General features: G+C 68.3%; 21 protein-coding genes. 11 read left to right on the top strand and 10 right to left on the bottom strand.

What is annotated here, in order from left to right; translation table 11 throughout:
* Nucleotides 1-23 precede the first annotated feature (23 nt).
* Nucleotides 24-977, bottom strand: a complete 954-nt coding sequence (dapF, locus tag DA69_RS11975; RefSeq protein WP_025976487.1) for a diaminopimelate epimerase — start codon at nt 975-977, stop codon at nt 24-26.
* A 49-nt stretch (nt 978-1,026) separates the two neighbouring features.
* Between dapF and DA69_RS11970 the strand changes: the two genes are divergently transcribed.
* From DA69_RS11970 to DA69_RS11940, 7 genes are all read left to right on the top strand, one after another.
* Nucleotides 1,027-1,830, top strand: a complete 804-nt coding sequence (locus tag DA69_RS11970) for a potassium channel family protein (RefSeq protein WP_025976488.1) — start codon at nt 1,027-1,029, stop codon at nt 1,828-1,830.
* A gap of 110 nt (nt 1,831-1,940) precedes the next feature.
* Nucleotides 1,941-4,112: a prolyl oligopeptidase family serine peptidase gene (locus DA69_RS11965; RefSeq protein ID WP_025976489.1), complete on the top strand. Its 2,172-nt coding sequence runs from the start codon at nt 1,941-1,943 to the stop codon at nt 4,110-4,112.
* A 181-nt stretch (nt 4,113-4,293) separates the two neighbouring features.
* Nucleotides 4,294-6,456 carry a prolyl oligopeptidase family serine peptidase gene (locus DA69_RS11960; protein ID WP_419177573.1) on the top strand — a complete coding sequence of 721 codons (2,163 nt, stop codon included), beginning with the start codon at nt 4,294-4,296 and terminating at the stop codon, nt 6,454-6,456.
* Between the two features lie 183 nt (nt 6,457-6,639).
* On the top strand, nt 6,640-7,392 hold the full coding sequence (locus tag DA69_RS11955; RefSeq protein WP_025976491.1) for a DUF1223 domain-containing protein: 753 nt from the start codon (nt 6,640-6,642) through the stop codon (nt 7,390-7,392).
* A gap of 75 nt (nt 7,393-7,467) precedes the next feature.
* Nucleotides 7,468-9,432 (top strand): potassium transporter Kup, encoded by a 1,965-nt coding sequence (locus DA69_RS11950; protein ID WP_025976492.1) that lies wholly within the window; start codon nt 7,468-7,470, stop codon nt 9,430-9,432.
* Nucleotides 9,429-10,826 carry an RsmB/NOP family class I SAM-dependent RNA methyltransferase gene (locus tag DA69_RS11945; RefSeq protein ID WP_025976493.1) on the top strand — a complete coding sequence of 466 codons (1,398 nt, stop codon included), beginning with the start codon at nt 9,429-9,431 and terminating at the stop codon, nt 10,824-10,826. Before DA69_RS11950 ends, DA69_RS11945 begins: the two co-directional genes overlap by 4 nt.
* A gap of 5 nt (nt 10,827-10,831) precedes the next feature.
* Nucleotides 10,832-11,599 (top strand): class I SAM-dependent methyltransferase, encoded by a 768-nt coding sequence (locus tag DA69_RS11940; RefSeq protein ID WP_029972341.1) that lies wholly within the window; start codon nt 10,832-10,834, stop codon nt 11,597-11,599.
* Between the two features lie 38 nt (nt 11,600-11,637).
* Here DA69_RS11940 and DA69_RS11935 read toward each other — a convergent pair whose 3' ends face one another.
* Entirely contained in the window at nt 11,638-12,048 is a 411-nt protein-coding gene (locus DA69_RS11935; protein WP_025976495.1) for a metallopeptidase family protein, read from the bottom strand.
* A gap of 145 nt (nt 12,049-12,193) precedes the next feature.
* Here DA69_RS11935 and DA69_RS11930 point away from each other — a divergent pair, with 145 nt between their 5' ends.
* Nucleotides 12,194-14,521, top strand: a complete 2,328-nt coding sequence (locus DA69_RS11930) for a PAS domain-containing sensor histidine kinase (protein ID WP_025976496.1) — start codon at nt 12,194-12,196, stop codon at nt 14,519-14,521.
* A 123-nt stretch (nt 14,522-14,644) separates the two neighbouring features.
* Nucleotides 14,645-15,499 carry an HAD family hydrolase gene (locus DA69_RS11925; protein WP_025976497.1) on the top strand — a complete coding sequence of 285 codons (855 nt, stop codon included), beginning with the start codon at nt 14,645-14,647 and terminating at the stop codon, nt 15,497-15,499.
* A 159-nt stretch (nt 15,500-15,658) separates the two neighbouring features.
* Here DA69_RS11925 and DA69_RS11920 read toward each other — a convergent pair whose 3' ends face one another.
* The 7 genes from DA69_RS11920 to DA69_RS11890 all read right to left on the bottom strand — a co-directional run bounded on the left by DA69_RS11920 (nt 15,659) and on the right by DA69_RS11890 (nt 20,952).
* On the bottom strand, nt 15,659-16,450 hold the full coding sequence (locus DA69_RS11920) for a kinase (protein WP_029972343.1): 792 nt from the start codon (nt 16,448-16,450) through the stop codon (nt 15,659-15,661).
* 1 nt (nt 16,451) lies between these two features.
* Nucleotides 16,452-16,772 (bottom strand): 2Fe-2S iron-sulfur cluster-binding protein, encoded by a 321-nt coding sequence (locus DA69_RS11915; RefSeq protein WP_024354432.1) that lies wholly within the window; start codon nt 16,770-16,772, stop codon nt 16,452-16,454.
* 171 nt (nt 16,773-16,943) lie between these two features.
* Nucleotides 16,944-17,741, bottom strand: coding sequence for a succinate dehydrogenase iron-sulfur subunit (locus DA69_RS11910; protein ID WP_024354433.1), 798 nt, complete (start codon nt 17,739-17,741; stop codon nt 16,944-16,946).
* A gap of 12 nt (nt 17,742-17,753) precedes the next feature.
* The gene (gene sdhA, locus DA69_RS11905) at nt 17,754-19,538 is read right to left on the bottom strand and encodes a succinate dehydrogenase flavoprotein subunit (RefSeq protein WP_025976499.1); all 1,785 of its coding nucleotides are present in this window, start codon (nt 19,536-19,538) and stop codon (nt 17,754-17,756) included.
* A gap of 6 nt (nt 19,539-19,544) precedes the next feature.
* Nucleotides 19,545-19,940 (bottom strand): succinate dehydrogenase, hydrophobic membrane anchor protein, encoded by a 396-nt coding sequence (locus tag DA69_RS11900; RefSeq protein ID WP_025976500.1) that lies wholly within the window; start codon nt 19,938-19,940, stop codon nt 19,545-19,547.
* Complete coding sequence (gene sdhC, locus DA69_RS11895) at nt 19,937-20,398, bottom strand: succinate dehydrogenase, cytochrome b556 subunit (RefSeq protein WP_235599158.1); 462 nt, start codon at nt 20,396-20,398, stop codon at nt 19,937-19,939. Before sdhC ends, DA69_RS11900 begins: the two co-directional genes overlap by 4 nt.
* Before the next feature lie 128 nt (nt 20,399-20,526).
* A complete protein-coding gene (locus tag DA69_RS11890; RefSeq protein ID WP_025976502.1) occupies nt 20,527-20,952 on the bottom strand; it encodes an HIT domain-containing protein in 426 nt (141 codons plus the stop codon).
* 141 nt (nt 20,953-21,093) lie between these two features.
* On the opposite strand from DA69_RS11890, the gene mdh reads away from it, so the two are divergent.
* Nucleotides 21,094-22,056, top strand: a complete 963-nt coding sequence (gene mdh, locus DA69_RS11885; RefSeq protein ID WP_025976503.1) for a malate dehydrogenase — start codon at nt 21,094-21,096, stop codon at nt 22,054-22,056.
* Nucleotides 22,057-22,209: 153 nt separating this feature from the next.
* Here mdh and zapE read toward each other — a convergent pair whose 3' ends face one another.
* The gene (gene zapE / locus DA69_RS11880) at nt 22,210-23,322 is read right to left on the bottom strand and encodes a cell division protein ZapE (protein WP_025976504.1); all 1,113 of its coding nucleotides are present in this window, start codon (nt 23,320-23,322) and stop codon (nt 22,210-22,212) included.
* A gap of 149 nt (nt 23,323-23,471) precedes the next feature.
* Between zapE and DA69_RS11875 the strand changes: the two genes are divergently transcribed.
* Nucleotides 23,472-24,518: an aspartate-semialdehyde dehydrogenase gene (locus tag DA69_RS11875; protein WP_025976505.1), complete on the top strand. Its 1,047-nt coding sequence runs from the start codon at nt 23,472-23,474 to the stop codon at nt 24,516-24,518.
* Nucleotides 24,519-24,602 lie beyond the last annotated feature (84 nt).

Here is a 24,602-nt window from a genome sequence, read left to right as displayed (position 1 = left end):
GACGCTGGGTCAAGACGCAATGGTCAGGCTTCGGGCAGGAACCCGGCGCCTTCGACCTGGACCGGACCGGTCATGAAGACGTGGTTCGTAGCCTGGTCCCATTCGATGGTCAGCTGGCCGCCATCGACCGTCACCACGGCCTTTCGCCCGGTCAGGCCGCGCCGCGCGGCGGCCACCAGGGCGGCGCAGGCGCCGGTGCCGCAGGCCAGGGTCAGGCCCGCCCCGCGCTCCCAGACCCGCAACCGAATGTGATCGGGCGACAGCACATGGGCGAAGCCGACATTGACCCCTTCAGGGAACAGCGGGTGGCGCTCGACCAGCGAGCCCGAGCCGCGCACGAAGGCGTCGTCCTGGCGATCGGTGAAGAAGACGACGTGGGGATTGCCCATCGAAACGGCGCCGGGGGTGTGCAGTACGGGCGCGTCGATCGGTCCGACCTGAAGCTCGATGCCGCGCGTGTCCATCTCTTCAGACAGGGGCACCTGATCCCACTCCAGACGCGGCGCGCCCATATCCACCGTGACTTGATGCTGGGCCGCGGTCGTCGACCCTGCGGGATCTCCCGACCCGACGCGGCTTTGTGTCTGGGCCGCGGTCGTCAGCCCTGGGGGACTTCCCGACCCGACGCGGCCTGACGGGAGAGAAGCGCGGCGCGCGGTGGTCGGGCCGCTCAGGGTGTCGATGACCACCTCTTCCTTGTCGGTCGCCTCCAGCATCAGCCAGCCGACGCAGCGCAGGGCGTTGCCGCAGGTCTGGACCATCGAGCCGTCGGCGTTCCATACCCGCATGAAGGCGTCGGCCGTCTCGGACGGTTCGATGCCGATCAGCTGGTCGAAGCCGCCCAGGCCCGCCGCCGGATCGGCCAGGGCGCGCACCTGATCCGCCGTCGGGTGGAAGGGTTGCTCGAAGGCCTGGACGACAATGAAGGCGTTTCCGGCGCCGTTCATGCGGATGTAGGGGCGGGCGGGTTCACTCATGTTGCTCTTCATATAGGATTTTGCGCCGGTTCATGTATCGCTGGCGACGATGACTTCCGATCAGAGCCAAACCGCCAGACCCGACGGCCTGAGACTGAGGGCGCGCCTGCGTTACCTCTATCACGGCGCCCAGCCGGCGGCGGTGAAGTTCCGCCTGATGGTCATTCTGGTCGATCTGATCATCATCGGCTTCTTTCTGGCGGCCCCGATCCTGAAGGAGGCGGGCTGGGTCTTCTATGTCGCCGACTATTTCATCGCCGCCATCCTGGGGCTGGACCTGGCGGCGCGGGCCTATGCCTATTCCGATGTCCGCGACTGGTTGAAGAAGCCGATCGTCTGGGTCGATCTGTTCGTCCTGGCGACCCTGCTGTTTCCGGCCTGGCTGGCCAACTTCGGCTTCCTGCGGCTGCTGCGGTTCTGGAGTCTGCTGAACAGCGACCTGTTCTGGCGCACCATCGGCCGCCGGTTCGACGACACCCGGGTCGAGGAGATCACCCGCGCCCTGGCCGCCCTGATCACCTTCGTCTTTGTCGTGACCGGCTTCGTCTACGCCTATTTCCGGGGCAAGGCCGAGCATATCAACGGCTATCTGGACGCGCTCTACTTCACCGTCGCCACCCTGACGACGACGGGGTTTGGCGACATCACCCTGCCGGGCAACTGGGGCCGGGTCATCTCCATCGTCGTCATGCTGGTGGGCATCACCCTGTTCATCCGCCTGGCCCAGACCCTGATCCGGCCGCACAAGGTGAAGTTTCCCTGTCCGACCTGCGGCCTGCAGAAGCATGATCCGGACGCCGTCCACTGCAAGGCCTGCGGCCAGATCCTGTGCATCCCCGACGACGGCGACTGAGCGCGATTCGGCGGCCAAAGATTACGCGCCTGTAAGATGACTGACGCTTGCCCCTCGCCGTCGGCGTCGCCAAGGTGCCCGGCGAAACATTCGTCCGTTGGGGGACTCCCATGATCATCCGCACCCTGGCGTCTGTCGCCGTCCTTTCCCTTGCCGCCGGAGCCGCACCTGTCGCCATGGCCCAAGCTTCCGTTTCCACCAGCGTCGCCTCTACCGCGCCGGGCTTCGCGACCAGCGACGCGACCGACCCCTATCTGTGGCTGGAGGAGGTCGAGGGCGAGCGCGCCATGGACTGGGTCAAGGCCCACAACGAGACCTCGCTGGGCGTGCTGCAGGGCGACCCGCGCTATGACGCTCTGCATCAGCAGGCGCTGGAGCTGGTGCAGTCGCGCGACCGCATCCCCTCGCCGGGCTTCACCCATGACGGCCATATCGACAACTTCTGGCAGGACGCCGAACACGTGCGCGGGATCTGGCGCCGCACGACGCTGGACAGCTATCGCACGGACGCGCCGCAGTGGGAGACGATCCTGGACTTCGACGCCCTGTCGGCGGCCGAGGGCGCCAACTGGGTCTATAAGGGCGCGACCTGCCTGTCGCCTGAAGAGCGCTACTGCCTGATCTCCCTGTCGAACGGCGGCAAGGATGCGGTCACTCTGCGCGAGTTCGACAGCGTGACGCGCACCTTCGTGGAGGGCGGCTTCAGCCTGCCGGAATCCAAGGGCGGCGCCAGCTGGATCGACAAGGACACCCTGCTGATCTCGCGCGATTTCGGCGAGGGCTCGCTGACCGACTCCGGCTATCCGCGCACCGTGCGCCTGATGAAGCGCGGCCAGACGGTCGATCAGGCGATCGAGGTCTTCGCCGGCCAGAAGACCGACGTCTCGGTGTCCGGCTACACCCTGCGCGACGCCGACGGCGTGGTGCAGGCGGTGCTGCTGAACCGGGGGATCAACTTCTATGAGAGCGAGACCTGGCGCCTGAACGCCGACGGCTCGACGACGAAGCTGGAGTTGCCGCTCAAGTCCAACATCAACGCCCTGGTCGCCGGACAGCTGGTGGTGACGACGGATCAGGACTGGACCGCGCCGTCGGGCCAGCAGTTCAAGACCGGCGACGTCATCGCCTGGGACCTGCGGGCGTGGCTGGCCGATCCGAAGGCGCCCGCCCGTCTCGTCATCCGCCCCGGCGAGCGCGAGGCGGTCGAGGGGATCAACGCCACCCGCAACAAGCTGGTCGTGGCCCTTTATGAAAACGTGCGCGGCTCGGTCTATGTCTACGACCCGGCCGACTGGAGCCGCACCCGTCTGGACCTGCCGCAGAACGTCTCGGTCGGGGTCGGCTCGGCTTCGGAGCAGGACGACCAGATCTTCGTCAGCGTCACCGGCTATCTGAACCCGTCCAGCCTCTATCTGGCCGATGCGGCGACCGGGGCCGTCGATCTGACCAAGGCCCTGCCGGACAAGTTCGACGCCAGCGGCATGCGCGTGGATCAGTTCGAGGCCCGCTCGACCGACGGGACGATGATCCCCTATTTCGTCGTCCATAAGGACGCGATGGCGATGGACGGGTCGAACCCGACGCTGCTGTACGGCTACGGCGGCTTCCAGTCGTCGCTGCTGCCCGGCTATTCGCCGACGGTGGGCAAGCTGTGGCTGGAGCGGGGCGGCGTCTACGTCATCGCCAATACGCGCGGCGGCGGCGAGTTCGGCCCCAAATGGCACCAGGCGGCCCAGCAAGAAAATCGCCAGCGCGCGCATGAGGACTTCCAGGCGGTGGCTCAGGACCTGAGCACGCGCGGGATCACCAGCCAGCCGCACCTGGGCGTCATGGGCGGCTCGCAGGGCGGGCTGTTCATGGGCGCCATGCTGACCCAGCGACCGGACCTGATCAATGCGGCCGTGATTCAGGTGCCCCTGTTCGACATGCTGCGCTTCCACAAGCTGTTGGCGGGCGCCAGCTGGATCGGCGAATACGGCGACCCGGACATCCCGGAGCAGCGCGCCTGGATCGAACAATACTCGCCCTATCAGAAGCTGGCGGCGGGTCAGCCCTATCCGGAAGTCTTTATCCACACCTCGACCAAGGACGACCGCGTCCACCCCGGCCACGCCCGCAAGGCGGCGGCGCGGATGGAGGCGCTGGGCTATCCGGTGCTCTTCTACGAGAACACCGACGGCGGCCACGCAGCCGGCGCCAACCTGCGCGAGACGGCCCGCCGCATCGCGCTGGAATACACCTATCTGACCCGGCGGCTGATGGATCAGCCGGCGCAGCGATAAGACCATGCCCGCTCACCCTCGCGGAGGCGGGGACCCAGGCTTGAGCCCCGCGCTCGGCCTGGGCGCGGGCGAAAACTCTGAAGGCGGCTGATTGAGCCAAAGCACTGGGTCCCCGCCTCCGCGGGGATGAACGGAGAAGATTGTGAAAACCCTGTTCCTGTCCGTCGCCTTGCCGGCCTTGATGTTGGCCGCCGCCCCCGCCCTGGCCGAGGGCGCGCCTATCGACCCCACGGCCGCCTCGGCCGCGACCCCGCCGCCGCACTTCCCGCGCGATTTGTCGCCCGAGGGGGTCAAGGCCGCCGACGACCACTTGGCGCTGGAAGAGGTGGACGGGGTCGAGGCCCGAGCCTTCGTCGCCGCCTCGAACGAAAAGGCCCTGGCCGCCCTGACCGGCGATCGTCGCTACGAGCCCTTCCGTCAGCAGGCCGAGGCCATCCTGACGGCCACCGACCGCATCCCCGGCGTCAGCTTCCTGGGCGAGGGTCTGGGCAATTTCTGGCAGGACGCGGCCAACCCGAAGGGGGTCTGGCGCCGCACGACGCTGGCGTCCTATCGCACCGCCCAGCCGCAGTGGGAGACGTTGCTGGACATCGACGCCCTGGCCAAGGCCGAGGGCAAGGACTGGGTGTTCAAGGGCGCCAACTGCCTGGCGCCGGACGAGACCCGTTGCCTGGTCAATCTGTCCAACGGCGGCATGGACGCCGTGACGGTGCGCGAGTTCGACCTGACGACCAAGACCTTCGTGGACGGCGGCTTCGTCATCCCTGAAGGCAAGCACCGCATCTCCTGGCTGGACCGCGACACCCTGCTGATCGCCACCGACTTCGGCCCCGGCAGCCTGACGGAGTCGGGCTATCCCTTCATCATCAAGTCGCTGAAGCGCGGTCATCCGCTGGAACACGCGACCGAGGTCTATCGCGGCCAGCAGGGCGACGGGGGCTATGGCGTCAGCCCCCGCGTCTTCCGCGACAAGGCGGGCGCGGTCGAGGCCGTGCTGTTCAGCCGTCCGCTGGACACCTTCCGCTCGGAAACCTGGATGCTGGGCTCGGACGGCAAGCCGCATCAGCTGGCCCTGCCTGAGCGCGTGGGCGTTCAGGGCGTGCTGGACGGCAAGCTGGTCTTCTCGCCCGAGCAGCCCTGGAGCTTCGACGGCCATGACTACGCCTCCGGCTCGCTTCTGGCGCTGCCGTTGGGCGTGCTGGGCCAGCCGCGTCAGGACGTGCGCATCGACGCCAAGGCCGCGACCATCTTCGCGCCCGGCCCGCGCCAGTCGCTGCAGAACGTCAGCGTGTTCGAGAACAGCCTCGTCGCCGTCATCGCCGACAACGTCGTCGGCGCGCTGAAGCGTTTCACCCCGACCGCCGAGGGCTGGACCGCGACCGAGATCGCCGTGCCGGCCAACAGCGCCGTGGGTCTGGGCGACAGCTCCAAGGCCAAGGGGCAGGTCTTCGTCTCGACGCAGGGTTTCCTGACGCCGCCGACGCTCAGCCTCGCCGATGTCTCCACCGGCGCCCTGACCGAGCTGAAGTCGGCCCCGGCCAAGTTCGACGCCTCGACCCATGTGGTCGAGCAGTTCGAGGCGACCTCGACCGACGGGACGAAGATCCCCTACTTCGTCACCCGGCCGAAGGACCTGGCGATGGACGGGACCGGGCCGACCATCCTGTTCGGTTACGGCGGCTTCCAGGCCAGCTTCCCGCCCGCCTACAAGCCCGAGATGGGCAAGCTGTGGCTGGAGAACGGCGGCGTCTTCGTTCAGGCCAACATCCGTGGCGGCGGCGAGTTCGGGCCCGGCTGGCACCAGGCGGCCTTGCGCGAGAACCGCCAGCGCGCCTTCGACGACTTCGCCGCCGTGGCCCGCGATCTGGAGCAGCGCCGCATCACCAGCCCGCGCCACCTGGGCATCTACGGCCGCTCCAACGGCGGCGTGCTGACCAGCGTGTCGATCACCCAGCATCCGGAGCTGTTCAATGCGGCGGTCATCGAAAGCCCTCTGATCGACATGCTGCGTTATCAGGAACTGCCGGCGGGCGCGTCGTGGATGGGCGAGTACGGCGATCCGCGCATTCCGGGCGACGCCGAATTCATCGCGCGCTATTCGGCCTATCAGCAGCTGCGGCCGGAGGTGAAATACCCGCGCGTCTACATCACGACCAATACGCGCGACGACCGGGTCCACCCCGGCCACGCCCGCAAGTTCGCGGCGCGTCTGGGGGACCAGGGCCACGATCACCTCTATTTCGAGGACACGGCGGGCGGCCACTCCAACGACGCCGATCCGGTCGCCAACGCCCGCCGCTGGGCGCGCCACTACGTCTATCTGGCCCAACAGCTGATGGATTAATCTGTTCGCCGACACGTCATCCCGCCGCAGCAGAGCGGAGAGCCGGGACCGCCGGAGACGCGACGTCGACGTTCCCGGGCGGTCCCGGATAGCGGCTGCGCCGTTTCCGGGATGACGTTTCCTCTTTTTCCGCTCACGCATTTATGAGCGGCGTTCTCGGGCCGAAGGGATAGGATCGCGCCCATGATGGCACGGGGCCTGTTCAGGTACGGGATGACGGCGGTGGTCGCGGGCGCAGGCCTGCTGGCCGTCGCCGCCGCGCCGTCGCGCGAGCGTGACGCCCCGGTCCAGCCGGTAGTGGTCGAACTGTTCACCGCCCAGGGCTGCGCCGGCTGCCCCGACGCCAACCGCACCGTCGAAAGCGTGGCGGCCGAGCCGGGCGTGATTGTCCTGACCTATGGCGTCGACTACTGGGACTATCTGGGCTGGCCCGACACCTTCGCCCGGCCAGAGTTCGCCGAACGCCAGCGCGCCTATCGTCAGGCGCTGAAGCTGAGAAACGTCTCGACGCCCCAGGTGGTGATCGACGGGCGCCGTCATGTCTCGGGCGCCCGCTCGCCGGAGCTGAAGGCCGCCGTCGAGGCCGAGGCGCGCGGTCGCGGCTGGCCGCCCGAGATCGAGTTCCGCGAGACCGGCGACCGCGTCGGCGTCGGCTCCGGCCGGGCGCCGCAGGGCGGGGCCGAGGTCGTCGCCGTGGTCTATCGGCCGGGGCAGCAGACGGTCGAGGTCAAGGGCGGCGATAACCGGGGCCGCGCGGTGACCCACGTCAATGTCGTGCGCGAGGTGCGCCGTCTGGGCGACTGGAACGGACGCCCGGTGCTGTTTCCGCTGCCTGTCGAGGCGGGGGCGGACGAGGGTGTGGTGATCCTGCTTCAGGCCAAGGACGACCGTCGCATCCTGTCCTCGGCGGCGCGGCCGGAACCCGGGCGCGATTGAAGCGCTGACGGAAAAGGTCTAAAGGCCCGCGGCTCTTGATGGGCACGCCTCCTCGCGCGACCCGGAGAACAATGCATGGTCGGGGACACGCCCCGCGGCGACGCCGCGCCTAACGCCAACGCCTCATCCCCCGCCCACGCCCCGCCTCCCGCCGCCGGGGGCTCGCCGGGCCCTGGGGGCAAGGCCGGCCGCCGCGCCCTGATCCTGGGCGCCATCGGCGTGGTGTTCGGCGACATCGGCACCAGCCCGATCTACGCCCTGCGCGAAGCCATCGGCCACGCCCAGAAGGGCGTCGACGGCGATCTGGCCGTCATCGGCGTCGTCTCCCTGGCCTTTTGGGCCCTGATGGTGGTGGTGACGTTCAAATACGTCATGTTCCTGATGCGGGCCGACAACAAGGGCGAAGGCGGCACCCTGTCCTTGATGGCCCTGGCCCAGCACGCGATCGGCCGACGCAGCGCCTGGCTGTTCATCCTGGGCGTCTGCGGCGCGGCTCTGTTCTACAGCGACGGCGTCATCACCCCGGCCATTTCCGTGCTGTCGGCCATCGAGGGGCTGCAGGAGGCTCCGGGCCTGAATGGGCGCCTCGATCCCTTCATCCTGCCGTTGGCGGCGGGCATTCTCATCGCCCTGTTCCTGGTCCAGTCGCGCGGCACGGCGGGGCTGGCGAAGTTCTTCGGCCCCATCACCCTGGTGTGGTTTCTGTCGCTGGGCCTGATGGGCGTGGCGCACATCTTCGATGACCTGTCGATCCTGAAGGCCCTGTCGCCCTATTACGGGATCAAGCTGCTGGTCGCCGACGGCTTCCTGGGCTTCGTCATCCTGGGCAGCGTCTTTCTGGCCGTCACCGGCGCCGAGGCGCTGTATGCGGACATGGGGCATTTCGGCAAGTCGCCGATCCGCCAGGGGTGGCTGTTCATCGTCCTGCCGTGTCTGACGCTGAACTATCTGGGGCAGGGCGCCTTCCTGCTGTCCCATCCCGGCGCGGCGAACAACCCGTTCTGGAACATGGTGCCGCAGCTGGTCTACTGGCCCATGCTGTTGCTGGCGACGGCGGCTACGGTGATCGCCAGTCAGGCGGTCATCACCGGGGCCTTCTCGGTGACGCAGCAGGCGGTGCAGCTGGGCCTGCTGCCGCGCCTGGACATCCGCAACACCTCCGAGACCCAGGCCGGCCAGATCTATGTGCCCGCGATCAACAGCCTGCTGATGGTGGGCGTGCTGTTCGTGCTGGTGACCTTCCAGTCCTCGCACAATCTGACCGCAGCCTATGGGGTGGCGGTGACCGGCACCATGATGGTCAACACCCTGATGTCCTTCACCGTCGTGCGGCATAAGTGGAAGTGGCCGATGTGGGCCATCCTGTTGACCCTGGTGCCGTTCGGCTTCATCGACGCGGTCTTCCTGACCTCCAACCTGCTGAAGATCCCGGCCGGGGCGTGGATGCCGCTGGTGCTGGGCGGCGGTCTGGTCATGCTGATGTGGACCTGGGTGCGCGGCACGCAGATCCTGACCGACAAGACGCGCAAGGACAGCCTGCCGCTGACCGATCTGATCGAGATGCTGCGCGCCCGCCCGCCGCACCGGGCGCCGGGCACGGCCATCTTCTTGACCTCGGACGCCGAGGTCGCGCCGGTGGCCCTGATGCACAACCTCAAGCACAACAAGGTGCTGCACGAGAAGAACATCATCCTGACGGTGCACACGTCCGACCGACCACGCGTGTCGGACCTGCAAAGGGTGGCGGTCGAGCCGATCAGCGATGATTTCAAGCGCCTGACGCTGACCTTCGGCTATATGGAGACGCCGAACGTGCCGCGCGCCCTGGCCCTGTGCCGCAAACAGGGGCTGAAGTTCGATATCATGTCGACCAGCTTCTTCCTGGGCCGCCGGTCCGTCGTTCCCACCGCCCGTCAGGGCATGCCTCTGTGGCAAGACAAACTGTTTATCTTCCTGATGCGTAACGCCGCCAATCCGACCGACTTCTTCCGTATTCCGCCCGGCCGCGTGGTCGAGCTCGGCACCCAGGTGTCGGTGTGAGCGGGGACGCGCCCAAGGGCCGGAGCTCCGCCGCGCGCGGCCGCCGCATCGCCGAAAAGGCGCGCGGCCCGCGTCGTGAACCGGCGCCGCGCCCGGTCGCGGACGACCCGCACGCCGACGTCGGCGTCGAGGCGCGTCTGGTCGCCGGCGTCCTGTTGAACGCCGCGCTGGAGAAGCGCACGGGGCTGGACGAGGCCCTGTCGCAGTCGCCCGCGCGCGATCTGCCGCCGCAGGACCGCGCCTTCGCCCGCGCCGTAGCGATGGCGGCCCTGCGCCGTCTGGGCGAGATCGACCAGATCCTTGAGCGCCGTCTCCAAAAGGCCCCGCCGCTGGCGGTCATGACGATCCTGCGCATCGCCCTGGCCCAGACCCTGGTGCTGGAGACGCCCGCCTTCGCGGCCGTGTCGACGGCGGTGAAGCTGGCCGAGCGCGATCCCAAGACGCGGCCCTACAAGAATCTGGTCAACGCCGTGCTGCGCGGCGTCGGCCGCGACGGTCCGGGCCTGACGACCGCTGAGTCCAACCTGCCCGACTGGCTGGCCCAGCGCTGGAAGGCGACCTATGGCCAAGCGTCCCTGATCGGCCTGGCCCTGGCTACGCGGGAAGAGCCGGCGACCGACCTGACGGCCAAGCCGGGCGTCGACCCGGCCGAACTGGCGGCCTCTGTCGAGGGCGAGGTGTTGCCCGGCGGCACGGTCCGCACCGGCAAGCGCGGCGATGTCGCCTCCTGGCCCGGTTTCGAGGCGGGCGACTGGTGGGTGCAGGATGCCGCCGCCGCCGTGCCCGCGCGCCTGCTGGCCGTCAAGCCGGGCGAGACGGCGCTGGACCTGTGCGCCGCGCCGGGCGGCAAGACGCTGCAACTGGCCGCCGCCGGGGCTGAAGTCGTGGCGCTGGACCGTTCCGAGGCGCGTCTGAAACGTCTGCGCCAGAATTTCGAGCGCATGAACCTCACGGCCGAGGTCGTCGCCGTCCCGGCCGAGGACTGGGAGGACGAGCGGACGTTCGACGCCGTCCTGCTGGACGCGCCGTGCACGGCGACCGGCACCTATCGCCGCAACCCTGAGGTCCTGCGCGCCACCCGCCCCGCCGACGTGGCCAAGCTGGCCGATGTGCAGCATCGCCTGCTCGACGCCGCCGCCGCGAAGGTCAAGCCGGGCGGCCGTCTGGTCTATTGCGTCTGCTCGCTGGAGCGCGAAGAGGGCGAGACCCAGGTGATCGCCTTCCTGCGCCGCAACCCGGCCTTCCGCACCGTCGCCGCCGTTCCCGCCGAGGTCGGCGCCCCGGACGAGGCCCTGACGCCCGAAGGCTGGCTGCGCATCCTGCCGTCGCAATGGGCGGAAAAGGGGGGGCTGGACGGCTTCTTCGCGGCCAAGCTGGAGCGGATCGCAGGCTGAGGTCGATGGCGGACGTCCTGAGCAATCGCTACGCCGGTCTGGCCGCCCGGGTCTATGAACTGGACAAGCCGGTCGGCCGATCTTTCGGCGATGTGGAGTTCTACGCCGCGCAGCTGAAAGGATGCGAGGGACCCGTGCTGGAGCCCGCCGTCGGGGCGGGCCGCGTGCTGGTTCCCCTGCTGGAAGCCGGGTTGGACGTCGTCGGCTTTGACGCTTCCGAAGCCATGCTGGAGCTGTGCCGGGCGGCGTGCGCCAGACGCGGCCTGAAGGCGGACCTGTCCGTCGCCCGTTTTGACGACTTCGCCTATGCGACGCGGTTCGGCGCCGCCATCCTGCCTGCCGGATCGTTCCAGCTGATCGCCACGGCGCAGGAAGGTCTGGCGGTGCTGAAGCGTCTTCACGATCATCTGGCGCCGGGCGGGCGTCTGATCCTCGACCTTGATCCGGTCAGCGCCGTCCTGGCGCCGCCGGGGTCGACCCGGCGGTGGACCGACAGGAACGGCGACGTTTTGACCCTGACCGAAGAGCGCGTCGATTCCGATCTGCTGAACCAGACGGTCGTCTCGCATCTGCGCTATGATCAATGGTCGGATGGTCGTCTGACTGCGTCGGAGCTGGAGCTGTTCGGCCTGCGCTGGTGGGGCGTCGAGGAAATGCGGCTGGCTTTGGCTGCGACGGGGTTCGTCGGCATTATCATCTCGGGCGGTTACGAGCATGGACGGCCGCCCCGTCGCGATGACGACGTCATCACCTTCGAAGCCCGCCGCGCCTAGCTCAGCCGCCGCTCTGCATCAGCGGTCCCGCCCCCGCCTCAGTCATCATCATCTTCGATGGCGTGGATCTGATCATCGTCCAGGCCCAGGTGGTGGCCGATCTCGTGGATCAGGACATGGGCGATGATCTCGGCCAGGCCGACGTCGCCGCGTTCGCACCATTCATCGAGGATCGGCCGGCGATACAGGAAGACGCGCGACGGCTCGGGCGCCGGGCCCATGCTGTCCCGCTCACCGATGTGGACGCCGGAATAAAGGCCGGTCAGTTCGAACGGGTCCTCGATCTCCAGGTCGCGCAGGGTTTCTTCGTCGGCGAAGTCGTCGATGCGGATGACGACGTCCCCGGCCGCCTGGCGGAACAGGTCGGGCAGGGCGGCGAAGGCCTCTTCCGCCAGGCGGGCGAAGTCGTCCAGGGAGGGGGCGGTCTGATCGGTCCAGGTCTGGCTCATGGCTAAGGATATCGCCCGGCGCGGCCGGTCCCGCAATCGGCGGCGACGCCGCATCGCAAATCGCGCAATCGGGTTATGGTAAACGCGAATCGGTCGGCGCGCTGACGCTCGGCGGCCGCCGCAGCGACGCATCATCCGGGGACCTATGGCCGAGGCCGACATCGCTTATGCAGCCACCGCAGGGGCGGCCGGTCTGGCGCTGGCGATCAGCGCCTGGACCTGGCGGTTGCGCGCGCGGCTGGGCGCGCGCGAGGTCGAGATCGAGCGCTGGCTGGGCGGCGCCCAGGCCTCGGCGGCGGCCAGCGAAGGGGCCCTGACGGCGTTCGACGACGTGCGGCTGGCCCTGAGCCCGAAGGGCGAGGCGCAGGCGGTGTTCGGTTCGGCCGAGGCCCTGTCGGCGCTGGCGCCCGGCCTTGAGGGGCTGGCGGCGGCGCAAGGCGTGGTCGAGGTCCTGACCGGTCTGCACACCGGGCGCATGGAGGCGCTGGTTCAGGCCGGGGAGGCGTTCGAGACCCTGATGGAGACGCCGCAGGGCGCCTGGGCGGTCGAGGGGCGGCCACATGGGGGGTCGGCCTGGCTGCGGCTGTCGCGCCTGACCGGGGTCGGCGGCGAGGGCGGACTGGACGGCGCCGTGGGGGCGGGGGTTCTGGCCGAACAGTCTCCGGCGCCGACCTGGGTCGTGGACGGGGCCGGGCGGCTGGTCTGGGCCAACAGCGCCTGGCTGGCCGAGACGGGGGCTGAGACCCTGGCCGAGGCGCGCGAGCGGGGGCTCAGTTTCGACCGCGGCGCCGACGGGGTGGTGGCCGAGGCCCTGCGCCTGAACGCGCGTCAGGACGGCTTTCGCTGGACCACGGCGGGCGGACGGCGCCGGGCGTGGAAGATCCTGGCCGAGCCGCTGGCGGGCGGGCGCGGCGCCGTGATCGCTTTCGCCATCGAGATGACCGAGGCCGAGGAGACGCGGGACACCCTGCGCCGCCACGTCGAGGCCCATGACGAGACGCTGAACCACCTGGCCGACGCCGTGGCCATCTTCGGCCCGTCCAAGCGGCTGGCCTTTCACAACACCGCCTTCCAGTCGCTGTTCGGGGTCGATCCGGCCTGGCTGGACGAGCGGCCGACCCACGCCGAGCTGCTGGACCGGCTGCGCCAGAAGCGGCTGCTGCCCGAGGTCGTCGACTACGCCCGCTGGAAGGCGGATGAGCTGGATTTCTACGGCGCCGCCCAGGCCTCGCCGGACGACAGCTGGTCCCTGCCCGACGGGCGGACGCTGCGGGTGGTGCGCCAGCCGCACCCGCTGGGCGGCATCCTGCTGATCTTTTCGGACATCACCGGCGAGCTGCAGCTGCGCAGCCGCTACAACGCCCAGATCCAGGTCCAGCGCGCGACGCTGGACAAGCTGAACGACGCCGTGGCCGTGTTCGGTTCGGACGGGCGGCTGCGGCTGCACAACGAGGCGTTCGAGATCTTCTGGGGGGTGTCGGGCGAACGGCTGAACGAGGCAGGCGACTTCGACGCCGTGGCCGCTCTGTGCCGCCCGGTCCTGCCCGACGCGGCCCTGTGGCTGGGGCTGAAGGCGCGGGTCGCCGACCCGGATCCCGAAAGCCGGGTGCCGATCGCGGGCGAGGGGCGCACCGAGGACGGCCGCAGCGCCGCCTGGCAGACCCGTCCCCTGCCGGACGGCGCGACCCTGGTCGCCTTCTCGGACGTGACGGCCCGGCGCGGGCTGGAGCAGGCGCTGGCGGCCAAGGAAGCCGCTCTGGCCGAGAGCCAGGCGCTGAAACGCGAGTTCGTGGGCAGCGTTTCCTATGAGCTGCGCACCCCGCTGACGACCATCGTCGGCTATTCCGAACTGCTGGAGGCGATGGGCGACCTGCCCGAGCGCAGCCGCCAGCACGCCGGGGCCATCCGCGTGGCGGCCAGCCATCTGGCCCGCTCCATCGACGACGTGCTGGACATGGCCCAGATCGACGCGGGCGAGATGGAGCTGACGCTGGGCGACGTGCGGGTCTGCGACCTGCTGGACGAGGCGGCCGAGCGGATCCGGCCCAAGGTCGAGGGGCGCGGGGCGACGCTGAATCTGGCCTGCCCGGCGGGGCTTCGGCCGATCCGCGCCGACGCCCGCCGCATCGCCCAGGCGGTCGATCACCTGCTGGAGCACGCCTGCCGGGCGGTGTCCGAAGGCGGCGCCGTCAGCCTGAGCGCGGAGGCCGGGCCGAACGAGGTGCGCATCCGCGTCGAGGACACCGGCCGGGGCATCCCCTATCACCTGCAGGCGCACGTCTTCGACCGCTTCGTGCGGCGCGAGCGCGGCGGGCCGGGCGTGGCCCTGGCTCTGGTCAAGGCCCTGGTCGAACTGCACGGCGGCTGGGCCGAGGTCCAGTCCGAACCGGGCAAGGGCGCGGCCTTCATCCTGCACCTGCCGATCGAGGCCGAGGCGCCGACGGCGGCGCCGGAGCTGCTGCTTGAGCAGTGACGAGTGACGAGTGGCGGCACCGTTTTGGACAGCGGAGACGCTATGGCTGCAGGCTGCCTTTTTGACACGTCCCCTTCCTGTCACTAACCACTCGCCACTCGCCACTCGCCACTTGGGAAACCCATGGCCGACACGCCCCGCCCCCTGCTCAAGACCGCCATCATCTATGATTTCGACGGGACGCTGGCCCGGGGGAACATGCAGGAGGTCAGCTTCATCCCTTCGATCGGAATGACGCCGGCCCAGTTCTGGAACGAGACCGTCCGTCCCCGGACCATCGCCGCCGATGGCGACGGCATTCTGATGTATATGCAGATGATGCTGCAGACGGCGCGCGAACAGGGCACGCCGGTGACGCGCCAGGCCCTGCGAGACCATGGCCGGGACGTGGCGCTGTTTGAAGGGCTGCGCGACCGCAGCTGGTTCGACCGCATGAACGCCTTCGGGGCCCAGTACGGGCTGGAGATCGAGCACTACATCATCTCGGCGGGCCTGACCGAGATGATCGAGGGCTGTCCCATCGCCGAGGCCTTCACCCACGTGTTCGCTTCGAAATACGCCTATGACGCGGACGACGTGGCGGTGTGGCCCGCCGTGGGCGTCAACTACACGACCAAGACCCAGTATCTGTTCCGCATCAACAAGGGCGTGCACAACCACTGGGACGACGAGCGCATCAACCGCTTCATCCCCGACGAGGAGCGCCCCATTCCGTTCGACCGGATGATCTTCCTGGGCGACGGCGACACCGACGTGCCGACCATGAAGATGATGCACACCAAGGGCGGCTTCTCCATCGCCGTCTATGACCCCGACAGCACGCCGCGCGACCACGACAAGATCCATCGCCTGATCTCGGAGGACCGTGTCAACTTCGTCGCGGCGGGCGACTATCGCGAAGGCTCGCCGGTCGACCTGATCGTCAAGGGCCTGATCGGCCGCATGGCGGTCAACTACGGCCGCATGCCGGCGGATTGACTCTTTCCTTCTCCCCTTGTGGGAGAAGGTGGCAGGCGGAGCCTGACGGATGAGGGGGGTGAGCGCCCGGCCTGGAAGTTTGGTCTTTTGCCGGGCTTCAACGGCTCGTCTAGGCGCCGACACCCCTCATCCGAGCGCCTCCGGCGCCCGCCTTCTCCCTCAAGGGGAGAAGCGACGACGCTGCCTATCCAGCGCAACCGTCACATCCGCCCGCACCCCGCCCGCCAGCATGTGGCGGGTGATGCGCTCGAAATGCTGGATGAAGACGGCCAGGTCGGCGCGCCGCGCAGGCGGCAGCTCAGCGGGGGGCAGGCCCATCAGGCCCGCCTCCTGTTCGCAGCGCCAGTCGAGCACGGCGTCGAACGACGGCGCCTTCAGGAACAGGATGGCGTCGAAGCGGGCGAAGGTTTCGGCGTAGGGGCCGGCCAAGGCGGCGTTGACGGCGCGCCGCCACGTCCCGTCGCCATCGCGTTCGATTTCCAGAGCATTGATCGGCGGGTCCAGCTCGGTCTCAGCCTGCGGCGTCGCGCCCAGACACCAGCCGTCGATCAGCACCGCCGACGGCCGGCCCGCAAACACAGGCCACGATGCTTCCGGCGCCCGGTCGTCCGTCAGCTTGTCGAAGGCGGGCAGGGGCGTGCGGCTGTCAGGCCTCGCGGCGCGCAGGGCGGCGGCCGTGGCGTCCAGCAAGGCCAGATCATGCGTTCCTGGCGGGCCGCGCACGGCGAACAGGGGATGGACCTCCCGAGCGAGGGTCTGGCGTTCCGTTTTCGTCAGATAGACGTCGTCCAGCGACAGATGGGCGGCGCCGAAGCCTTCCGCCGCCGCGCGCGCCAAGGTCGTCTTGCCGGAGCCCTGCGCCCCCGCGATGCCGATCAGGGGGATGTGGTCCGGCCGCGCGTGGGCCGCGACCAGAGACCCGACCGCGTCCAGCAGCCGGGCGTCGATCATGTCAGTGCTGGCTTTGCGGCAGGCGGACGATCAGGCCGTCCAGATCGTCGGTGACGCGGATCTGGCAGGACAGGCGGCTGTTCGGCTCGACGTTCTCGGCGAAGTCCAGCATGGACTCCTCCATCGCCGAGGGACGGCCCGTCTCGGCGGCGAAGTCGGGGTCGACGTAGACGTGGCAGGTGGCGCAGGCGCAGGCCCCGCCGCAATCGGCGTCGATGCCCGGCACATTGTTGCGGATCGCGCCTTCCATGACGGACAGGCCCTTCTTGACCTCGACCGTATGCTCGGTCCCGTCGTGTTCAATGTAGGTGATCTTGGGCATGGAAGCGGTCTTAACCCTGGATGCAGGCTTGGCAAGCCTTCTCCTCCCCACGCAAGTGGGGAGGTGGCGCGGAGGCGCAGCCGACGTGACGGAGGGGCGATCTGCTTCCGCCGTCGCGAAGCCCCTCCACCACTACGTGGTCCCCCTCCCCACGAAGTGGGGAGGAAAAGATCAGGCGGCGGTCTTCTTGCGCGACGGCGAGACCATCAGCTTCTTGGTCTCGGCGATCGCCTTGGCCGGGTTCAGCCCCTTGGGGCAGACCTGGGCGCAGTTCATGATCGTGTGGCAGCGATACAGCTTGAAGGGGTCCTCGAGGTCGTCGAGGCGCTTCTGGGTGGCGTCATCGCGGCTGTCGGCGATCCAGCGATAGGACTGCAGCAGGGCCGCCGGGCCGAGATACTCTTCCTGGTTCCACCAGTAGCTCGGGCACGAGGTCGAGCAGCAGGCGCACAGGATGCACTCGTAAAGGCCGTCCAGCTTTTCGCGGTCTTCCGGCGATTGCAGGCGCTCCTTCTCCGGGTCCGGAAGGTCGGACTGCAGGTAGGGCTGGATGGAGTCGTACTGGGCGTAGAACAGCGACAGGTCCGTCACCAGGTCCTTCACCACCGGCTGGTGGGGCAGGGGGGCGATGGTGATGTTGTGCGACGAGCACTCGGCCCAGCCCTTGGTGCAGGCCAGGGCGTTGCGGCCGTCGACATTCATCGAGCACGAGCCGCAGATGCCTTCACGGCACGAACGGCGGAACGACAGGGTGGGGTCGATCTCGTTCTTGATGTGGATCAGGGCGTCCAGAAGCATCGGGCCGTGATCATCGGCCGAGACCTCATAGACGTCCCAGCGCGGATCGGCGTCCGTTTCCGGGTCGTAGCGATAGACCTTGTAGGTCTTGACGTTCTTTGCGCCGGCCGGGGCCTTGTGGACCTTGCCGGTTGTGGGCTTGGAGCCCCGCGGGAGGTTGAGCTGAACCATCTGCAATCCTCCTTAGTACACCCGAGCCCGGGGCTCGATGTAAGAGACCTCGTCGGTCATCGTGTATTTGTGCACCGGGCGATAATCGATCTGGACGCCCTCGCCCGGACGCTTCCACGCCAGGGTGTGCTTCATCCAGTTCTCGTCGTCGCGGTCGGGGAAGTCCTCGCGGGCGTGGGCGCCGCGCGATTCAGTGCGGTTCAGCGCGCCTTCGATGGTCACCAGCGCCTGCGAGATCAGGTTGTCGTATTCCAGCGTCTCGACTAGGTCGGTGTTCCAGATCAGGCCGCGATCCGTGGTCTTGATGTCGGCGCCGGCGGCCTCGATCGAGCGCAGCTTGGCCACGCCTTCTTCAAGGGTCTTGCCGGTGCGGAACACGGCCGCGTCGGCCTGCATGGCGCGCTGCATGTCTAGACGCAGGTGAGCGGTCGGGGTCGAACCCGAGGCGTTGCGGAAGCGGTCCAGGCGCGCGATGTGCTGGTCGGTCTGGGCCTTGGAGGCCGACGGCACGGCCGAGTTCTTGTCCACGACCTCGCCGCAGCGCAGGCCGACGGCGCGGCCGAACACCACCAGGTCGGTCAGGGAGTTGGAGCCCAGGCGGTTGGCGCCGTGCACCGAGACGCAGCCCGCCTCGCCCACGGCCATCAGGCCCGGCACCACGCTGTCGGGGTTGCCGTCGCGCAGCGTCAGCACCTCGCCGTGATAGTTCGTCGGGATGCCGCCCATGTTGTAGTGGACGGTCGGAATGACCGGGATCGGCTCCTTGGTCACATCCACGCCGGCGAAGATCTTGGCCGATTCCGAGATGCCCGGCAGGCGGGCGTGCAGCACGGCCGGATCAAGGTGATCCAGGTGCAGGAAGATGTGGTCCTTGTTCGGGCCCACGCCGCGGCCTTCGCGGATCTCGATGGTCATGGAGCGACTGACCATGTCGCGCGGGGCCAGATCCTTCACGGTCGGCGCATAGCGCTCCATGAAGCGCTCGCCTTCAGAGTTGGTCAGGTAGCCGCCCTCGCCGCGTGCGCCTTCGGTGATCAGGCAGCCCGCGCCGTAGATGCCGGTCGGGTGGAACTGCACGAACTCCATGTCCTGCAGCGGCAGACCGGCGCGCAGCACCATGGCGTTGCCGTCGCCGGTGCAGGTGTGGGCCGAGGTAGCCGAGAAATAGGCGCGGCCGTAACCGCCGGTCGCCAGCACCACCATCTTGGCGCGGAACTGGTGCAGCTGGCCGGTGTCGAGCTGAAGCGCGGTGACGCCGGTGCAGGCGCCGTCTTGCATGATCAGGTCCAGGGCGAAGTATTCGACGAAGAACTTCACTTCCCGGCGGACCGACTGGCCGTACAGGGTGTGCAGGATGGCGTGGCCGGTGCGGTCGGCGGCGGCGCAGGTGCGCTGCACCGGGCCTTCGCCGAAGTTGCGGGTCATGCCGCCGAAGGCGCGCTGATAGATCTTGCCTTCGTCGGTGCGGCTGAAGGGCACGCCCCAGTGTTCCAGCTCATAGACGGCCTGGGGCGCGTTGCGGACCAGGTATTCGATGGCGTCCTGGTCGCCCAGCCAGTCCGACCCCTTGACGGTGTCGTACATGTGCCACTGCCAGCTGTCCTCGCCCATGTTGCCGAGCGAGGCGGAGATGCCGCCTTGCGCCGCCACGGTGTGGGAGCGGGTCGGGAAGACCTTGGTGACGCAGGCGACCTTCAGGCCCTGCTGGGCGGCGCCGAGGGCCGCGCGCAGGCCCGAGCCGCCGGCGCCGACGACGACGACGTCGTATTCGTGATCAATAAGCTCGTAAGCAGCCATGGCGGATCAGACTCCGGCCGGCAGCGGGGCCGAGCCCAGCGCCAGACGCACGATGAAGAAGATGCTGGCGGCCGCCAGCACGAGGAAGACCAGGTTCGAAACCAGGATCAGGCCGGAGCGGGAACCGGCGGGGACGTAGTCCTCGATGATCACCTTCCAGGCCAGGCTGGCGAACAGGCAGAAGACCGCCGCCGTCACGGCCGCAAGCCCGGCGTTCAGCGTGCTGTCGAACCAGGCGACGACCGCGCCGTAATCGGCGCCGGCCAGGGTGAAGCCCGACGACAGGACCCACAGGCCCAGCGGCATCAGGGCCAGCAGCGCCAGCTTCTCGACTTTCCATTCCGACGCGCCGTGGCGTTCGGAGATTTTCACATTGTTCTTGAACTTGGGGGCGGCGCTCACAGCGAAACCTTTCCAGCAGCGAACAGCACGACCCAGAACAGGACGGCCAGGACGATCGGGCCCCAGACGGCGATCTGAGCCAGCAGGTTGGCCGACTTGATGGTCAGGCCGCGACCCGCGTCGTTGATCAGGTGGCGGGCGCCGTTCAGCAGGAAGGAGAACAGCACCCACGTCAGGCCGAACCAGATGAACAGGCCGAACGGCGAGCCCGAGACGGCGGCGACCGAGGCGAAGGCGTCCGGCCCCGAGGCGGCGGCGGCGACCCAGACCAGCAGCAGGACCGCGCCCACGCTGGCCGCGCCGATGGTGACGCGGAACAGGATCGACGCGACCATGGTCATGTGCCAGCGCCAGATATCGGTGAAGGGCGACATCGGTGCGACGTGCCCGTTGGGGTGACGGACGTAGCGGCCCGTCCGGTCGCCAGTTTCGCCCGCAGCCGGGGGAGTGTTCGACATGCGAATGATTCTCAAAAAACCCGAGGAATTTCAGGGCCGGATTGCAGTGCAACAGGCTTTAGTGACGCGGACGGGGGGGTGTCAACGAAGCGGGCCGATTCCCGTCAAGTTCTGCCTGCGAACGCCAATCAAAAGGCTGCGATATGCGACAGCGCCGTTTGGCGCGTCGCCGTCGTGCACGGAACCGCCCCCGGCCGCCCCCAGACCGGGTCAGGCCACAGCGGATCGTCCCGGCGACGCCCGACCACGTGAATGTGAAGCTGGGCGGTGACATTGCCCAGGGCGGCGACGTTCAGCTTGTCCGCCGGTTGATCGCGCAGAGCGCCCAGTTCGCGCACCAAGGCCCCGGCCCGCACGATTTCTTCGGTGAGCAGGGCGCGCTGGTCCGGCGACAGATCCTCAAATTCCACCGCCCCGGCCACGCGGGGCAGCAGGATCAACCACGGGAAACGGGCGTCGTCCTGAAAGCGGATCTGGCACAGCGGCCAGTCGGCGGCGAAGACGGAGGCCGCCTCAAAGGCGGGATCGGCGCGGAAGTCTAAAGGCGAGATCATGTGGAACCGTGACAGCCGCCGGCGGGGGGCGCAACGACGAAAGCCGTATCCCCGAACGCTTGCCGCGACCCGCCGACAGGTCTAGACCGCCGTTCCAGCGACTACCGTTTCGCACACGCAATATCGACTGGAGAGACCTGAATGGCTCGCGCGAAGATCGCCCTCATCGGCGCCGGAATGATCGGCGGAACCCTGGCCCATGTGGCCGCGCGCGAAGCGCTGGGCGACGTCATCCTGTTCGACATCGCCGAAGGCACGCCGCAAGGCAAAGCCCTCGACATCGCTGAAGCCTCGGCCGTCTTCGGTCAGGACGTGGCCCTGAAGGGCGCCAACGACTACGCCGACATCGCGGGCGCCGACGTCTGCATCGTCACCGCCGGCGTGCCGCGCAAGCCGGGCATGAGCCGCGACGATCTGATCGGCATCAATCTGAAAGTGATGAAGGCCGTCGGCGAGGGCATCAAGCAGCACGCGCCCAACGCCTTCGTCATCTGCATCACCAACCCGCTCGACGCCATGGTCTGGGCCCTGCAGAAGTTCTCGGGCCTGCCCAAGGAGAAGGTCATCGGCATGGCCGGCGTGCTGGACTCGGCGCGTTTCGCCTACTTCCTGGCTGAAAAGACCGGCGTGTCGGTGCAGGACATCCACGCCTGGACCCTGGGCGGTCACGGCGACGACATGGTGCCGATGGTGCGCCACTCGACCGTGGGCGGCCTGCCGCTGCCCGACGCCGTCGCCGCCGGCTTCCTGAGCCAGGCCGACCTGGACGCCATCGTCGAGCGCACGCGCAAGGGCGGCGGCGAGATCGTCGCCCTGCTGAAGACCGGCTCGGCCTTCTACGCCCCGGCCGAGAGCGCGATTGCCATGGCCAAGTCCTACCTGCTGGACCAGAAGCGCGTCCTGCCGTGCGCCGTGTGGCTCAGCGGGGAATACGGCCTGTCGGACCTCTACGTCGGCGTCCCGGCGATGATCGGCGCGAACGGCGTCGAGAAGATCGTCGAGTTCACCACCAACGACGACGAAAAGGCGATGTTCGCCAAGTCGGTCGCCTCGGTCCAGGGCCTGATCCAGGCCTGTAAGGACATCGAGCCTTCCTTGGCTTGAGGGCGCTAACGCGAGTCGCGCGGCGGCTCGCTGCTTGAGCGCTTAGGCGTCTAAATTGGAAAGGGCCGCATTTTCGAGTGCGGCCCTTTTTCGTGCGTGATCCCTAGAAACCGCTCATCCCGGCGGACGCCGGGATGAGCGGAAGGTGGAGGCTCAGGCAGCCTCAGCCTCTTCGCGCTGCTCCAGCCAGTCCTCGCTCTGCATCTCGTTGAAGCGCGACACCGTGCGTTCGAACTCGAAGGCGCCGACGCCTTCGACATAGAGGGCCTCCGGCGCGGCCTGGGCCAGAACCACAAGCCGGGTCTTGGCCTCGTACAGCGCGTCCACCAACGTCACCAGACGGCGCGCCTCGTGGTGGTTGGCCGGGCTGAGCAGGGGCACGTCAGCCAGGAACAGGGTGTGGAAGCGCCGGGCGACGGCCAGATAGTCCTGCGGCCCCAGCGGGCGGCCGCATAGCTCGTCAAAGGTCGCGCGCGCCATGGCGCCGACCGTGCGCTCCAGCTTCACCTCGCGGCCCAGCACCGGCAGGGCGATGGGCTCCTCCGTCTCGCCGCCCTTCAGGTCCGACCACAGGGTCTCGAAGCCCTGCCGCGCCTCGGCGTCCAGCGGCGAGAACCAGACCTTGGCCCCGCTCATGCGGTCCAGGCGGAAGTCGCGGGCGCCGGCCGTCTCGACCACGTCGCAGCGCTGACGGAGGATGTCGATGAAGGGCAGGAAGAGCTGGCGGTTGATGCCGTTCTTGTAGAGGTCTTCGGGCGCGCGGTTCGAGGTGACGGCCAGCACCACCTTCTTCTCGAACAGGGCCTCGAACAGACGGCCCAGGATCATGGCGTCGGCGATGTCCGTGACCTGCAACTCGTCGAAGCACAGCAGCCGCGCCTCGGAGGCGATCAGGGCGGCGATCGGCGGAATGGGGTCGTCGCCCCGGCTGGTCCCAAACACCTCCTTGCGGCTGCGCGCCGTGCCGTCGCGCCACTGTTTCACCAGGTCGTGGATGCGCGCCATGAAGGCGTGGAAGTGGGCCCGCACCTTCTTCTGCTCGGGCGTCGAGGAATAGAAGAGGTCCATCAGCATGGACTTGCCGCGTCCGGGCGGGCCCCAGATGTAGATGCCGCGCACGGCCGGCTGGGCGCCGAACAGCCCCTTCTTCGACAGGTCGGTCTCCAGCCGTTCAAGCGCGCCGATCAGGGCGGCCTGGGCCGGCTCGGGCGTGATCACGCCTTCTTCCACGCGGATGTCGTAGGCGTTGCGGATGCGGGAGGTCATGCCCAGCAGATAGCCCCCCGACAGGGCCGGGGAAAGGCGGTCGCCGTTTCCGGCGTCGATTTGGAGGATTCCGGTTGCTTCACGGCTGCGAAGGACCCAAATGCAGAAGCGTTTCTCCCAAACGCCCCCGTACAAAGGATGATTTCATCATGGGCTATCGCGTCGCCGTCGTAGGCGCCACCGGCAATGTCGGCCGGGAAATTCTGGCCATTCTCGAAGAACTGAACTTTCCCGTCGAGAAAATGCACGCGATCGCCTCCCGAAAATCCAAGGGCGTCGAGGTCTCCTTCGGCGATCGCACCATCAAGTGCGAGGACATCGAACAGTTCGACTTCTCCAGCGTCGACCTGGTGCTGATGAGCGCCGGCGGCGCGGTGTCGCGCGAGTGGTCCGAGAAGATCGGCAAGGCCGGCCCCATCGTCATCGACAACTCCTCGGCCTTCCGCCAGGACCCGGACGTGCCGCTGATCGTGCCGGAAGTGAACCCGGACGACGCCAAGCTGGCGCGCAAGAAGAACATCGTCGCCAACCCCAACTGCTCGACCGCCCAACTGGTGGTGGCGCTCAAGCCGCTGCACGACGCGGCCAAGATCAAGCGCGTCGTCGTCTCGACCTACCAGTCCGTGTCGGGCGCCGGTAAGGAAGGCATGGACGAGCTGTGGAACCAGACCAAGGCCATCTACGGCCTGGGCGACGCCACGCCCAAGAAGTTCCCCAAGCAGATCGCCTTCAACGTCATCCCCTACATCGGCTCGTTCCGCGACGACGGCTATACCGACGAAGAGGCCAAGATGTGGGAGGAGACGCACAAGATGCTCGATCCCTCGATCAAGCTGACCGTCACCTGCGTGCGCGTGCCGGTCTTCGTCGGGCACTCCGAAGCGGTGACGGTCGAGTTCGACCGTCCGATCGCGCCGGACGAGGCGCGCGAAATCCTGCGCGAGGCGCCCGGCGTCCAGGTCATCGATAAGCAGGAACACGACGGCTACATCACCCCGGTCGACGCGGCGGGCGAGCACGCCGTCTATGTGTCGCGCATCCGCAAGGACCCGACCGTCGAGCACGGCCTGTCGTTCTGGGTGGTGTCCGACAACCTGCGCAAGGGCGCGGCCCTGAACGCCGTGCAGATCGCCCAGCTGCTGGACGAGACCGGCGTCATCACCCCGTCGAGCGGCTATCGCACTTTGACGGTCTAAGAAGCCCTAACGCCTTGCGCGCGGCGCGAGGCTGCTTGAGGGCGGTTTGAGCACTCCATGACCCCGCCGCCTCGGCGATGCGGC

It is taken from the genome of Brevundimonas naejangsanensis (assembly GCF_000635915.2).
GTDB classification, from domain to species: domain Bacteria; phylum Pseudomonadota; class Alphaproteobacteria; order Caulobacterales; family Caulobacteraceae; genus Brevundimonas; species Brevundimonas sanguinis.
This window is presented reverse-complemented; position numbering and strand designations above follow the sequence as displayed.

Coding starts and splice junctions, on each gene's coding strand:
- DA69_RS11910 (WP_024354433.1), bottom strand. CDS start 17,741: ATGGTTCAGCTCAACCTCCCGCGGGGCTCCAAGCCCACAACCGGCAAG.
- sdhA (WP_025976499.1), bottom strand. CDS start 19,538: ATGGCTGCTTACGAGCTTATTGATCACGAATACGACGTCGTCGTCGTC.
- DA69_RS11935 (WP_025976495.1), bottom strand. CDS start 12,048: ATGAGCCAGACCTGGACCGATCAGACCGCCCCCTCCCTGGACGACTTC.
- zapE (WP_025976504.1), bottom strand. CDS start 23,322: ATGACCTCCCGCATCCGCAACGCCTACGACATCCGCGTGGAAGAAGGC.
- DA69_RS11965 (WP_025976489.1), top strand. CDS start 1,941: ATGATCATCCGCACCCTGGCGTCTGTCGCCGTCCTTTCCCTTGCCGCC.
- DA69_RS11950 (WP_025976492.1), top strand. CDS start 7,468: ATGGTCGGGGACACGCCCCGCGGCGACGCCGCGCCTAACGCCAACGCC.
- DA69_RS11955 (WP_025976491.1), top strand. CDS start 6,640: ATGATGGCACGGGGCCTGTTCAGGTACGGGATGACGGCGGTGGTCGCG.
- DA69_RS11875 (WP_025976505.1), top strand. CDS start 23,472: ATGGGCTATCGCGTCGCCGTCGTAGGCGCCACCGGCAATGTCGGCCGG.
- sdhC (WP_235599158.1), bottom strand. CDS start 20,398: ATGTCGAACACTCCCCCGGCTGCGGGCGAAACTGGCGACCGGACGGGC.
- DA69_RS11970 (WP_025976488.1), top strand. CDS start 1,027: ATGACTTCCGATCAGAGCCAAACCGCCAGACCCGACGGCCTGAGACTG.
- DA69_RS11940 (WP_029972341.1), top strand. CDS start 10,832: ATGGCGGACGTCCTGAGCAATCGCTACGCCGGTCTGGCCGCCCGGGTC.
- DA69_RS11915 (WP_024354432.1), bottom strand. CDS start 16,772: ATGCCCAAGATCACCTACATTGAACACGACGGGACCGAGCATACGGTC.
- DA69_RS11920 (WP_029972343.1), bottom strand. CDS start 16,450: ATGATCGACGCCCGGCTGCTGGACGCGGTCGGGTCTCTGGTCGCGGCC.
- DA69_RS11890 (WP_025976502.1), bottom strand. CDS start 20,952: ATGATCTCGCCTTTAGACTTCCGCGCCGATCCCGCCTTTGAGGCGGCC.
- DA69_RS11925 (WP_025976497.1), top strand. CDS start 14,645: ATGGCCGACACGCCCCGCCCCCTGCTCAAGACCGCCATCATCTATGAT.
- mdh (WP_025976503.1), top strand. CDS start 21,094: ATGGCTCGCGCGAAGATCGCCCTCATCGGCGCCGGAATGATCGGCGGA.
- dapF (WP_025976487.1), bottom strand. CDS start 977: ATGAGTGAACCCGCCCGCCCCTACATCCGCATGAACGGCGCCGGAAAC.
- DA69_RS11960 (WP_419177573.1), top strand. CDS start 4,294: ATGTTGGCCGCCGCCCCCGCCCTGGCCGAGGGCGCGCCTATCGACCCC.
- DA69_RS11930 (WP_025976496.1), top strand. CDS start 12,194: ATGGCCGAGGCCGACATCGCTTATGCAGCCACCGCAGGGGCGGCCGGT.